10 protein-coding genes are annotated in these 13259 nt (G+C 67.2%); 5 read left to right on the top strand and 5 right to left on the bottom strand.

Features of this window, described 5'->3' with window-relative positions:
• Positions 1–68: 68 nt before the first annotated feature.
• Entirely contained in the window at positions 69–1145 is a 1077-nt protein-coding gene (locus tag LCM15_RS16920; protein WP_224858475.1) for an ABC transporter ATP-binding protein, read from the top strand.
• Here LCM15_RS16920 and LCM15_RS16925 read toward each other — a convergent pair.
• Complete coding sequence (locus LCM15_RS16925) at positions 1142–1732, bottom strand: TetR/AcrR family transcriptional regulator (protein ID WP_224858477.1); 591 nt, start codon at positions 1730–1732, stop codon at positions 1142–1144. The genes LCM15_RS16920 and LCM15_RS16925 overlap by 4 nt on opposite strands.
• A 195-nt stretch (positions 1733–1927) precedes the next feature.
• Between LCM15_RS16925 and LCM15_RS16930 the strand changes: the two genes are divergently transcribed.
• On the top strand, positions 1928–3118 hold the full coding sequence (locus LCM15_RS16930; protein WP_224858479.1) for an MFS transporter: 1191 nt from the start codon (positions 1928–1930) through the stop codon (positions 3116–3118).
• A 92-nt stretch (positions 3119–3210) separates the two neighbouring features.
• Here the strand turns inward: LCM15_RS16930 and LCM15_RS16935 are convergent, their stop codons facing one another.
• The 4 genes from LCM15_RS16935 to LCM15_RS16950 form a co-directional block, all read right to left on the bottom strand.
• Positions 3211–6261: an efflux RND transporter permease subunit gene (locus LCM15_RS16935; protein ID WP_224858481.1), complete on the bottom strand. Its 3051-nt coding sequence runs from the start codon at positions 6259–6261 to the stop codon at positions 3211–3213.
• Positions 6262–6271: 10 nt separating this feature from the next.
• Positions 6272–7339, bottom strand: a complete 1068-nt coding sequence (locus LCM15_RS16940) for an efflux RND transporter periplasmic adaptor subunit (protein ID WP_224858483.1) — start codon at positions 7337–7339, stop codon at positions 6272–6274.
• Positions 7336–7821, bottom strand: a complete 486-nt coding sequence (locus tag LCM15_RS16945; RefSeq protein WP_224858485.1) for a MarR family winged helix-turn-helix transcriptional regulator — start codon at positions 7819–7821, stop codon at positions 7336–7338. The genes LCM15_RS16940 and LCM15_RS16945 overlap by 4 nt, the downstream gene beginning before the upstream one ends.
• Positions 7822–8439: 618 nt before the next feature.
• Positions 8440–8688 (bottom strand): hypothetical protein, encoded by a 249-nt coding sequence (locus LCM15_RS16950; RefSeq protein ID WP_224858487.1) that lies wholly within the window; start codon positions 8686–8688, stop codon positions 8440–8442.
• A gap of 564 nt (positions 8689–9252) precedes the next feature.
• On the opposite strand from LCM15_RS16950, the gene LCM15_RS16955 reads away from it, so the two are divergent.
• The 3 genes from LCM15_RS16955 (at position 9253) to LCM15_RS16965 (ending at position 13245) form a co-directional block, all read left to right on the top strand.
• Complete coding sequence (locus LCM15_RS16955; RefSeq protein WP_224858489.1) at positions 9253–11307, top strand: ATP-binding protein; 2055 nt, start codon at positions 9253–9255, stop codon at positions 11305–11307.
• Positions 11308–11608: 301 nt separating this feature from the next.
• The gene (locus LCM15_RS16960; RefSeq protein ID WP_224858491.1) at positions 11609–12406 is read left to right on the top strand and encodes an SDR family NAD(P)-dependent oxidoreductase; all 798 of its coding nucleotides are present in this window, start codon (positions 11609–11611) and stop codon (positions 12404–12406) included.
• Positions 12407–12429: 23 nt separating this feature from the next.
• Positions 12430–13245 carry an SDR family oxidoreductase gene (locus LCM15_RS16965; RefSeq protein WP_224858493.1) on the top strand — a complete coding sequence of 272 codons (816 nt, stop codon included), beginning with the start codon at positions 12430–12432 and terminating at the stop codon, positions 13243–13245.
• The last annotated feature ends 14 nt before the right edge of the window (positions 13246–13259 follow it).

The following is a 13259-nucleotide window of genomic DNA, read 5'->3' on the forward strand; positions in this document are numbered from 1 at the left end:
ATCGATAACATCATAGATATCGATAATGCAACCCTGCAATTCCGGGGCGGCAGGTCAGGGAGGACCACATGGCAGAGATCCAGCTGGAGGGCATCGTCAAGGACTATGGCGCGCATCGCGCGATCCACGGTGTTGATTTGCAGGTGAAAGATGGCGAGTTCGTCGCCTTTGTCGGGCCATCGGGCTGCGGCAAATCCACGATGCTGCGAATGATTGCCGGGCTCGAGGAGATCTCGGGCGGGACGCTGAGAATCGGCGGTCGGGTGGTCAACGAGATCGAACCCAAGGGCCGCGACGTGGCCATGGTGTTTCAGGATTACGCGCTCTACCCGCACATGACGATCCGCGAGAACATCGGCTTCGGGCTTAAGATGCGCGGCTGGAAGGCCTCCGATATCGCCCCGAAGGTCGAGGAGGCCGCCGGCATCCTGCAGATCGGCGATTATCTCGACCGCAAGCCGGGCCAGCTCTCGGGCGGCCAGCGCCAGCGCGTTGCCATGGGCCGCGCCATCGTGCGCGAGCCCTCGGTGTTCCTGTTTGACGAGCCGCTGTCGAACCTCGATGCCAAGCTGCGCGTCGAGATGCGCACCCAGATCAAGCGGCTGCACGCGATGCTCGGCACCACCACGGTCTACGTCACCCACGACCAGACCGAAGCAATGACGCTGGCCGACAAGGTGGTGGTGCTGAAGGCCGGCCACATCGTGCAGGAAGGTCCGCCGATGGAGCTTTACGAGCGCCCGAACTGCCGCTTCGTGGGCGAGTTCATCGGCTCGCCGCAGATGAACGTATTCTCGGGCGCGCTGGACCGCTCGGGCGCGGCCCCGGTGCTGCGCATGAAGGACGGCACGCTCGAGCTAGGCGAGGTCGCCGCCCGCGATGGCGCCAGGCTCGATGTCGGCGTGCGCCCCGAGGATCTGGCGCTGGCGGCGCCCGGTCAGGGCGCGATGAGCCCAGTCATCGACATCTACGAGCCGCTCGGCTCGGACACCATCGCGATCTGCCGGCTCGGAGAGCACGAGGTCTCGGCCCGGCTCGCGCCCAACGTGCCGCTGCGCTCCGGCGAGATCCTGCCGCTGGGATACGACCGCGCCAAGCTGCACTATTTCGACGGCGAGTCCGGGCGGCGACTCGACGCGGCCTAGGTGCCGCCCTCCCGTGACGCGGCCAGACCGGCCAGCAGCACCCTCAGCAATCGCCGCAGCGCGTCTTCGCGCTCCGGCTTCGGCCCCGCGCCGATCAGCGCCGGATGCAGGAAGCTGGCGAGCGCCTCTTCGAGCAGCGTCGCCTCGGCCTCACCGCCGAGACCGGCCTCGCTCAGCAGCCCCGACAGGTCCCGGCGCATTTGCTGCATGTAAACGCGGATCACCGGGCGCTCGCTTTCCGTGGCATCGTTGAAGCCGTAGAAGATCTCGGGGTCTGAGAGCGCCCGCGCGCTCTTGATCCTGTAGCGCGTGACGAACCATTCCTCGATCCGCTCCGCCGCAGGCGCGCTGCCGGCACAGATCACGGCAGTGCGCGCCCGCGCCTCCCTCAGCCAGTGTCCCGTCACCGCGTCGAGCAGTGCCGCCTTGTCGCGGAAATGCCCGTAGAGCGCGGCGTGGCTCACGCCCATCTCGCGCGCCACATCCGCAAGCCGCAGCTTCACGAAGCCGTTTTCACGGATGCGGACAACCGCGATCTCCACGGCACGCTGCCGCGCTTCTTCCGGGCTGAGACCTGTCCGGGGCACGTCGCTCCTCCTTGACGCTTCGGTCTTTGCCGATTACAGAATCGCAAAAATGTAATCAACCGCCCGCGCGCCTCTGACCGATGGTTTTTGGCGTTCGCGGGTTTCTCTATTTCGACATGCCTGCACGGAGCAGCCACGGACCTTGGCCGGGGTTTGGCGCCGTGATTTCCGGCAGACCAACTGAAAGACCACACGATGTTGAGCTTGCTCAAGGATTCCCGGGCCGTTGCGCTGCTCTTGGCCGCCTCTCTGACGATCCTGTCCAACAGCCTGATCAGCCCGTCGCTGCCGGGCATCGAGGCGCGCTTTGCCGACGAGGAGAATGCCGCGCTGCTGGCACGCCTGCTGGTCACCGCGCCCTCGCTGATGGTGGCGATCCTCGCGCCCTTCGCCGGGGCGCTGGCCGACCGCTTCGGCCGCCGCCTGCAGCTGCTCGCGGGGGTGGCGCTGTTCGCCATCGCCGGGACTGCCGGCCTCTACCTGCCGACCCTCAAGCTGGTGCTGTTCAGCCGGCTGTTTCTGGGGGTCGCGGTGGCGATGATCATGACCGCGCAGACGGCGCTGATCGGCGACTATTTCAAGGGCGAAAAGCGTGGCACCTTCATGGGGCTGCAGATCGCCGCGACCAATTTCGGCGGCCTGATCCTGCTGATGCTGGCCGGCTGGCTCGCGGCCTTCTCGCCGCTTGCCCCCTTCGCGATCTACGGCATCGCGCTGGTCTATCTGCCGATCATGATGCTGACGCTGGAGAAATCCGATCGCAGCGCCTCGCAGATCGAGCCCGCCGCCTCCGAGGGCGAGGCCAACTGGGTGGCCACGCTGGTTCTGGTGGTCCTGCTCGCCGGGCTGTGCTTCCTCTGCTTCTACCTGCTGCCGACGCAGGCGCCGTATTTCCTCGCCTCGATCAACCATCCCGAGCCGCAGGCCGCGGGCATGTTGATGGGCGCCATGACGCTGGCCGGCGGGATCGTGTCGCTGTTCTTCGGGCGGGTCCGGATGCGGCTGGGGCGTTCGGGCACGCCGGCGCTTGGCTTTCTGGGCTTCGCGACCGGGTTCTACCTGTTCGGGATCGCCCCGAGCTTTGCGCTGACGCTCATCGGCGCGGCCTTCATCGGGGCCGGCGGCGGGCTACTGATGCCGACCTTCCTCGGCCTTGCGGTGGGCATTGCCCCGGCGCATCGCCGCGGACTGGCGGCGGGCGCCATCACCACGAGCATCTTCCTCGGGCAGTTCCTGTCGCCCTTCGCGTCGACGCCGCTGATCGCTTCGCTGGGCTATGCCACGACCTTCCTCGCGACCGGCGCCCTGCTGACGCTTCTGGCGCTGGTGGCGCTGATCGGCCTGCGCGCGCCGCGCGATCCGGCGGCCCGCCCGCTGCCGGTCTGAGACCGGCACGCGGGGCGACATTAGCCCCTCGACCAAGGCGACCGAAATAGAGACGGGCGGCGGATCCACTCCGCCCCCCCGTCTCACATGCATCAGGCGGTTGCCTCGCGCGCCGCCACGGTGCGGCGCTCTTCCCGGGCGAAGAACATGTAGTAGAGCACCGGGGCGGCCACCAGCGTCAGCACGGTCGCAAAGGCCAGACCCCCCATGATGGTCACCGCCATCGACACGAAGAACGCATCGCCCAGCAACGGCGCCATGCCGAGGATCGTCGTCGCCGCCGCCAGCACCACCGGGCGCAGACGCGAGGTCGAGGCCCGGATGATCGCGGGGCGCAGCGCCTCGCCCTCTTCGCGCAGCAGGTCGATCTCCTCGACTAGCACGATGCCGTTCTTGATCAGCATCCCCGACAGCGACAGCAGACCCAGCAGCGCGGTGAAGCTGAACGGCAGGCCGGTGAAGCCGAGCCCCAGCACCACGCCGTTGACCGACATCGGCACCAGAAGCCAGATGATCAGCGGCTGGCGCAGCGCGTTGAACAGCAGGATCGAGATCAGCACCATGATCAGGAAGCTGACCGGAAGCTGCTTTCCGAGCGCCTCCTGCGCCTCGCTCGAGCTTTCGTAATCGCCGCCCCATTCGAGCTTGTAACCCAGCGGCAGCTCCATCGCCTCGACCGCGCCGCGCACCTCGCCAAAGGCCGTGGCGGGGGTCACGCCGTCGGCGATATCGGCGCCGACGGTGAGGGTCAGCACACGGTCACGGCGGTGCACCAGCGTGTTCTCGGGGATGAATTCGAGACCGTCGAGCACCTGCTCGATGGGAACGAAGGCCTGCGCCGCGTCGGAATAGATCACCTGGTCCATCAGCGTCAGATCGCTTTCGGGATCTTCGCGCACGAGGATCGGGATCAGGCGCTCGCCCTCGCGATAGGTGCCCGCCTGCGCGCCGTCGGTGGCGGTGAGCAGCGCGGTCGAGACGTCGTCGCGGCTGATCCCCGCCGCCTGCGCCCGGTCGGTGGCGTAGCGCGGGCGCAGCACCAGCTCCTGCTCGCGCCAGTCGGTGCGGGTGGTGGTGATCTTGTCGCTGGCCTCTTTCATCACCGCCTGCGCCTCGATGCCGAGATTGCGCAGCACCTCCGGGTCGGGCCCCGAGAACCGCGCCGCGACCGGATCGCCGCCGCCCGGGCCGAAGACCAGCCGCTTGGTGCGCATCTCGCCCTGCGGCAGCGCCTCGGCGCCGAAGGCGTCGAGATCGGACTTGAGCTGCGGGATCTCCTCGAGCGTCGCGGTGCGCACGATGATGTGGCCGTAGGAGGGGTTTGCCTTCTCGGCCTGATAGGTCAGCATGAAGCGCGTCGCGCCCTGCCCCACGAAGGTGGTCGTGGCGACCACCTCGTCGCGCTCGGCCAGCCAGTCCTCGAGCACCCGAAGGTCCTCAGAGGTCTTGGCGATCGAGGCGCCCTGCGGCAGCTTGTAATGCACAAAGAACAGCGGCGTGTTGCTGTCGGGGAAGAACTGCTGCGGCAGCTTGGCGAAAGCGTTGAAGCACACCGCCGTCAGCGCGATCAGGCCCACCACGACCAGCCAGCGCAGGCGCAGCGCGAGATCGAGCGTGCGCCCGAACAGGCGGAAGAAGAACCCGCCATAGGCATCGTGATCGCCTTCGTCCTTGGTCACGAACAGCTTGTTGCCAAGATAGGGCGTCACCGTGATGGCAAGGATCCACGACAGCATCAGCGACATGCCGATCACTGCAAAGAGCGAGAACAGGAACTCGCCCGTGGCGTCCGGACTGGTGCCGATGCCGGCAAAGGCCATGATGCCGATGACCGTGGCGCCGAGCAGCGGAACCTGGGTCTTCTTCGTCGCCTCGTCAGCCGCGGCCGGGCCGCGCTTGCCGTGCAGCATCGAGACCTGCATCCCTTCGGCCACCACGATGGCGTTGTCGACCAGCATCCCCATGGCGATGATCAGCGCCCCGAGCGAGATGCGCTCCATCTCGATCGAGAAGATCGCCATGAAGAACACCGTCCCGATCACTGTCAGCAGCAGCGTCGCACCGACCACGACGGCGGCGCGCCAGCCCATGGCCAGCGCCAGCACGATGACCACGATGGCGACCGAGGTGGCGAGGTTCAGCAGGAAGGCGTTCGACGCCTCGTCCACCACCACGTGCTGCTGGTAGATCGGCGTCATCTCGACCCCGAGCGGGATGTCCTTGTCGAGCTCGGCAAGCTTGGCATCGACCCGTGCGCCCACCTCGACGATGTTCTCCGACGACAGGCCCGCGACGCCGAGGGTAAAGGCCTCGTGGCCGTTCTGGCGGATGATGAGGTCGGGATTGTCCTGCCGGCCGCGATAGACCTCGGCGAGGTCGATGAGGTTGACGGTCTCGCCCTGCACGCCGACCGTGAGCCCGGCGATGGCAGAGACCGTGTCCTCGCCCTGCGGGCGCTGGATCACCGTGCGCGAGCCGTCGCTCTCGATGGTGCCCGCGGGCGAAACGCTGTCGGCCTCCGAGATCGCCCCGGCCAGGGCCGAGGGCGGGATGTTCTGGTTGACCGCCCGCGACAGGTCGGGCTCGACGAAGATGGCCTCGTCCGGGAGGCCCGCCGTCTCGACATCCGCCACCCCCTCGACGCCCAGCAACTCGCGGCGCAGGAAGATCGCCAGCCGGTGCTTCTCGGCGTCCGAGAAGCCGTCGGCGGTGATGGCGTAGAACAGGCCGTAGACGTCGCCGAAGCTGTCGTTGACGTAGGGCGCGCCGGCGCCCGAGGGCAGCCGCGCGTCGCCCACCCGGTTGCGCAGGTCGGTCCAGATCTGCGGCAGCTCGGTGCCGTCATAGGTCGACTTGATCTCGACCTCGATGGTCGAGACGCCGGGCCGGTTGACCGAGGTGATGGTCTTCAGCTCGCCCATCTTCTGGATCTCGGATTCCAGCGGCTCCGAGACCTCGGTCGCCACCTGCTCGGCCGAGGCGCCGGGGTACTGGGTGACGATGACGGCGTTCTTGATGGTGAAGGCCGGGTCTTCGAGCCGGCCGATGGAGAAGAACCCCCAGATTCCGCCGAAGAACAGGATGAGGATCAGGATCCAAGTGTAGATCGGGCGCTCGATCGAGCCGCGTGCAATGCTCTTCATCTCCCTGCCCTCACTCGCCGAAACCGACGAAGCGGCGCGCCTTCATGCCGTCGCTCAGGTCGCTGACCCCGGCCACGACGATCTCGTCGCCGTCCTTCAGCCCCTCGACCACCGCCACGCCGCCGTCGTCGGTCGGCTCGACCGTCACCGGCAGCCGGGTGAGCTTGCCTTCCGCCGCGCCCTTGGGATCGAAGCGGAACACGAAGGTGGACCCGTCCGGGGCGATCTGCACCGCCGCCGCCGGGATGGTGATGCGCGGCTCGCCGCGGCTCAGCTTCGCGGTCACCGTCACCGACGAGCCCGGCAACACATCGAGCCCCTCGGGCGGGGCCATGCCGAAGGTGGCGCGGTAGGTCTGCCCGATCGCCGAGGTCTCGGCATTCAGCTCGCGCACCGTCATCTCGTAGCTCTCGGACGAGGCCGGGAAGCGCGCCAGCACGCTCACATCGTCGGCCACGTCGGCCTTCTGGATCAGCACCTCGGGCACGTCGATCTCGACCCGGATCTCGGACATGTCATGCAGCCGGACCACCGGGGTGCCAGCCGAAATCGTGGTGTAGTTCTCGACCATGCGCGAGGCCACGAGCGCGTCGAACGGCGCGTAGAGCGTCGCATCGTCAAGCGCGATCTGGGCGTTGTCGACCTCGATCCGGGCCAGCCCGGCCTGCGTTTCGGAATCGTCGAGCGCCGACTCGCTCACCGTGCTCCCGCGCAGCTTGTTGAGCCGGTCGAGACTGCGGTCGGCCTGCTCCTTCTGCAGCTGCGCCTGATCGAGCGACAGCTCGAAGGGGCGCAGGTCGAGCTGCGCGATCAGCGCGCCCTCCTCGATATGCGTGCCCTCGACCACCGGGAAGCGCTCGATCTGGCCGGCGACCTGGAAGGCCAGATCCACGGTGCGCCGCGCCACCACCTTGCCGAAAAACTGACGGGTGATCTCCTGCGTGCCGGCCTCGACCACGGCGAGCTTCACCGGGCGCAGCGCGGGTTGCGGCTCGGTCTGGGCCAGCGCCGTCTGCGGCGCGGCCAGAAGCATCGCCACCGCGGCGGCGGCAAGGGGGAACCGGGAAAAAATGGTCATAGGGTAAATCCCTTCGGCAGTCCGTTCTGCAGGATACGTTCGGCCACGCGGTCCATCAGCGTGGCGAGTTGGGTCATTTCGTCGGGGCTGAGCCCGGACAGGTCGCGGAACTGCGCCACGATCTGCTCGATCAGGTCGCTTCGCGCGCCCTGCCCGATTTCGGTCAGGCAGAGCTGCCAGGCGCGGCGATCGTCCGGGTCGCGTTCGCGCAGCACCATGCCCTTGGCCTCAAGCTGGTCGGCCACCGCGGTCACCGTGGAGGGCTGGGTGTTCAGGTCCTCGGCAAGCTGACCCATGCGGCGCGGCACACCCAGATGCATCATCAGCTTGCGCTCCGGCTTGGTCAGCGCCTGCACCATCTGGCAGGCGTCCATCTGCTCGTCGAGCGCGTGCGACAGGACGAAGTGCCCGAGCAGGATGCGCAGCTCCTGCGGGAGCTGGCGTCCGGAGGGATCGAGAAGGCGGTCGGTGACACTTGTCATGGGCAGGGCTCCCTTTCCGGCATCGAATTAGTTCGACGAGGGGGATATTTCAAGTCTCGAAATGTTTCCGTGCCGAAATGACGGTCTCGCTGTCCGACTGGCATGGGGCCGGTGTGCTGCGGATGGCGCGTTACGCTGGCAAGCGGGAGGTCCGGCACCGGCGGCATGGCGGCAAGACGCCACCCGCCCGGCGTGCTGCCAAGCGGGGTCAAAGCGGATCGGCAGGGTGGGCGTTGGGGCGCGCACGCGCGGCTGTCAGATCAGCGGCACGAAGGGCACGCCACAGGCCGAGAGGCCAAGTGCAGCGACGATCAGCAGGAAAATGCGCGCGGGTGTCATGTGGTCGGTCCTTGCCTGTGCCCCGGTGATCGGACCGGGTTGCTTTGCGTGCCAGCGTAGCAGCCGCGGCCACGCGTCACAAAGCCGGACGGCAAACACCCCGGCCATGTTGCCGCACGGCACCGCGCCCGCCGTGTAGGGTCTACACGCAGACCCCGCTGCGGACGCCCATGATCGGTCACCACGCCGCGGCGACGCGAAAAAGGGGTGCCAGTGCGGCACCCCTTCCCCGGATCGTGACAGGATCGATGGCGAGACCGCGCGTGGCGGTCTGCGCGCTTACTGGTAGCTCTTGATCATCGCTTCGGCGCTGGCCGCGCGGTTCGCCGCAGAGGCCTCGTCCTGCACGGCCTGATACACGGCCACGGCCTGCGCGTTGCTCAGATCGGCCACGTCTGCCGTGGGGGCGATCTTCTCGAGAGCCGTCCGGGCGAAGTCGCCGGTGTTGAAGGTCTGGGCCGACGCGGCGCCTGCATAGGCGGTGGCGGCGGCGAGGGCGGCGACGGTGAGGAAGGATGCGTTTTTCATGTCTTCAGTCCTTTCGGTGTGTATTCGCACGGTTGTGCGAGAAATCTGTGGTCCGTGTCGTTCGGATGAGGAATATCTGCGTATTCGCCCCGGACCTTTCAAATCACCGAACCGCTCACGCACGCTCTCGAACACGTGCGAGCGGATGAGATGCCAAAACAATGCCGTCTCTTATCAGCCTGATTTAATTGATTTATATCGAAACACCCTAGATCCGACGCACCTGATACGGGTTGAAAAACCACCCGAAAAGCAGCGCCGCAAAGTTGCAGCATCCCCGCTGTGCATTTTTGCACCTTGTATTCAAGAACGGTGTAAAGATTGGCTGATCTCGCAGGGCGGCACCGCCGCCGTCACCAAAACCTGCTGCACGCCTCGAGCGGTCAAACCACGCCAAAGCGCCCCCACAAATCGCGCCCCCGCCACCCCAGCAAAACCGCGGACGCCACGGCCTCCTCGCCCGGCATCCAGACAGCACGAAGATCCCCCTCCCCGCCTGTTGATACCGGTGGGAACCGGCCTATCCTTCAAGCGACTGAAGTGCACTCGAAAGCGACCGCCGACGTGATCTGGAAAAACAAGCTGCGTTTCGGCAAAGCCCCCCCGACACCGGCCCGCCCGTCCGGCTATCAGGCGCTGATGGATCTCGTGGATGACGGCTTCTGCATCATCCAGTTCACCGACGGCCCCGACGGCCCGCTCAGCGACTACGTGCATGTCGAGTCCAATTCGGGCTACGAGCGCCACACCGGGATCAGCGGCGTCGTCGGCAAGTCGGTGTTCGACGTCTCGCCGCAGGACGGCGCCGAGTGGGTCAAGATCTATCGGCGCGTGCTCGAAACCGGCGAGCCGATCCGGTTCGAGCGCCGCTTTGCCGAGGTCGATCGCTACATCGAGGTCTCCGCCACGCTCGCGGGCAAGGTCGAGCAAGGTCGGGTTGCGGTGCTGTTCCGTGACATCACCGAACGCAAACGCACAGAGCAGGCTCTGCGCGACAGCGAGCAGCGCGCCACACGCGACGCCCGTCATCTCGCACGGGCGCTGTCGGCCGGGGCGATCCTGGGCACCTGGGTCTGGACCCTCGACACCGACCATTTCGAGCTCGACACCGGGTTCTCGACCGCGATGGGCCTTGACCCGGCGCTGCCGGCCTCGTCGCTCACGCTCGAGACGATCGTGGCCAACGTCCACCCCGGCGACCGCCCCGCGCTGATGGAAGAGATCAACCGGTCGACCTCGGGCGGGGCCGCCATCGCCTTCCAGTTCCGGGTGCGGCAGGCCGACGGCCAGTACCACTGGATCGAAACCAATGGTCGTCTCGAAGGCGGCAGCCCGCGCATCTTTGCCGGCGTGCTGATGGATCTCGACGACCGGCGCGCGATCCTCGAAGAGCGCGACCGCGCCACCGCCGAGCTGTTCCAGCTCAACCAGACGCTCGAGCAGCGGGTCGCGGACCAGACCGCGAAGCTCATGGAGCAGGAAGAGGCGCTGCGTCAGGCGCAAAAGATGGAAGCCGTCGGCCAGCTGACCGGCGGGCTAGCGCATGATTTCAACAACCTGCTGACAGCGATCGCGGGCTCGCTAGACCTGATCACCAGCCGGCTCGACGAGGGCCGGACCGACGAAGCGCACCGCTTCGTCGCGGCGGCGCAGGCCTCGACCGAACGGGCCGCCACGCTGACCCAGCGGCTGCTTGCCTTCTCGCGCCGCCAGTCGCTGCAGCCGGCGCCCACCGACGTGCCCGCGCTGGTGCATGGCATGGAGGATCTGGTGCGCCGCGCGATCGGGCCGGAGGTGAGTGTGTCGACCCGGTTCGCCCCGGACACGTGGCCCGCCATGGTCGACGGCAACCAGCTCGAGAACGCTCTGCTCAACATCTGCCTCAATGCCCGCGACGCCATGCCCGACGGCGGGCTGATCGAGATCGAGGCCGACAACGAAACCGTCGCCACCGCGACCGAGCATCTCGAGACGGGGGCCTATGTGAAGCTGTCCGTGCGCGACACCGGCAGCGGCATGAGCCCGGACCAGCTGGCGAAGGCCTTCGAGCCCTATTTCACCACCAAGCCGAGCGGCAAGGGCACCGGGCTTGGCCTGTCGATGGTCTATGGCTTTGCCCGCCAGTCCGGCGGCGCCGCCCTGATCCGCTCGCAGCTTGGCGAGGGCACGACGGTCGAGCTCTTCCTGCCGCGCTCTGCACAGGCGGCCGAGGCGGCGACGCCCGCCGCTGACGCGGCCTCGGCAGGAGAGGGCAGCGGCGCGACGATCCTCGTGGTCGATGACGAGGTTCTGGTGCGCATGGTGGTGGCGGAATCGCTGACCGATGCGGGGTTCAAGGTGCTCGAGGCGGGGACCGCGCGCGAGGGGCTGGCGCTGCTGGAGGCGCATCCCGAGATTTCGGCCCTGCTCACCGATGTGGGTCTTCCCGGCGGCATGACCGGGCGCGAACTGGCGCGCGCGGCGCACGAGGCGCATCCCCAGCTGCCGATCATCTTCATGACCGGCTATGACGACGAGGCCCATTCCGGCCCTGCGCTGGCCGGCGCAGAGGTGCTGCTCAAGCCCTTCTCGTTCGACGTCATGGTGCGCCGGATTGTGGAGCTGACCGCGAGAGCGTAGGGCTGCCCTCCGAAGCGGGGCGCAGGCGCTCTCATGGTCTGACCGAAGCGCAACAGTCCGCCGGGCACCTGCGGTTCGATTGCATTCGGGCGAAGTCATCGGGCACGCCGCATTGCGCTTTGCCGACCCTCCCGCGCGGCACGTCTCGCGACGCCCGCGGCACTCTCGGACAGCCCTCCCTGCAAATGCCTCGAACGCCGTCATTCTGCCCGCGATGCGGGGCGCATTGCGGGCTTCTGAAGGGGCAACCGGAACCGTTCATTCCCCCCAATCGTTTCGCCTGAAACCAAGAGGTCTAGCGATGAAACTGAATATTGACGGACGGCTCGCCGTAATCAGCGGCGCAGCCGGCGGACTCGGCTTGGCCACGGCCAAGGTGCTGGCCGAGGACGGTGCGCGCCTGTTCCTGACCGACACGTCGGAAGACGAACTCAAAGAGGCGGCCGACACGCTCGGCGACAGCGTGGTGGGCCACTACGCCGCCGACCTGACCAACGACGGGGAAGTGGCGACGCTGGCGAAGCATGTCGCCGAGCAGGGCGGGGCCGACATCCTCGTGCACATGGCCGGGATTACCGGGGCCAAGGGCGACCCGCTCGAGATGAGCAACGACGACTGGTTCGCCTGCTGGAACACCAACTTCATGTCCGCCGTGCGCATGACCCGGACGCTGGTGCCCGGCATGGTCGAGAAGGGCTGGGGCCGGGTGGTCTTCACGGTCTCGGAAAACGCCGTGCAGCCCTACCCGGACGAGGCCGTCTACAACGCCTCGAAAGCCGCACTGCTGAGCTACACCAAGGCGCTGTCGCTCCCCTATGGCCCCAAGGGGGTGCTGGTGAACGCGGTGATGCCCGCCTTCATCGAAAGCCCGATGACCGACGGGATGATGGAAAAGCGCGCCAAGTCCCTCGGTGTCTCGAAGGACGAGGCGATCAAGAGCTTCCTCGACGAGGAACGCCCCTATCTCTCGCTCAAGCGGCGTGGACAGGCCGACGAGGTCGCGGCGGTGGCAGCGCTTCTGTGCTCGGACCGCGCGAGCTTTACCAACGGCTCGGCCTGGCGTGCGGATGGCGGCGCCGTTGCTGCGATCAACACCTGACATTCGATTGAGAGGACAGATTTATGTCTGACGAGAACATTCCCCACCTGCCCGAGCCGGAATATATCGACGACGGCTACAAGGGCGCCGGCAAGCTCACTGGCAAGCGCGTGCTGATCTCGGGCGGCGACAGCGGCATCGGTCGCGCGGTGGCGCTGCACATGGCCCGCGAGGGCGCGAAGGTTGCGATCATATACCACTCGGCCGAGGACAAGGCGGAGGAGACCCGCGAGGGGCTCGAGGCCGAAGGCGCCGAGGCGCTCGTGATCCAGGGCGACACCGGCAAGAGCGCCGATTGCGACGCGGCGGTGGCCCGGGTCGTCGAGGTCTGGGACGGCATCGACGTGCTGGTCAACAACGCCGGCTTCCAGAAGCCCTACCACACGCTCGACGAGGTCAGCGACGAGGATTGGCGGGCGCATTTCGACGTCAACATGGCCGGCATGTTTTTCCTGTCGCGCGCGGCGCTGAAGCACATGCCGGATGACGGCGCGATCGTGAACACCAGCTCGATCAACGCCTTCGTCGGCAACGATGCTCTACTGCCCTACTCCGCCACCAAGGGGGCCATCACCACCTTCACCCGCTCGCTGGCCAAGCAGCTCATGGAGCGCGGGATCCGGGTGAACGAAGTGGCCCCCGGACCGGTGGCAACCGACATCCAGTCGGTGTTCGAGGATTTCGACGAGGACATGCTGAAGAACATGGCCGCCCCCATCGGGCGGGTCGGCCAGCCGCGCGAGCTTGGGCCGGCCTACGTGTTCCTCGCCTCGCGCGACGGCTCGTTCATCACCGGGCAGACCATCCACGTCAACGGCGGCATGATCGTCGGGGCGTGAAAGGGCGGGGCCTC

This window comes from Salipiger bermudensis (assembly GCF_020171625.1).
In the GTDB taxonomy this organism is placed as follows: Bacteria; Pseudomonadota; Alphaproteobacteria; order Rhodobacterales; family Rhodobacteraceae; genus Salipiger; species Salipiger bermudensis_B.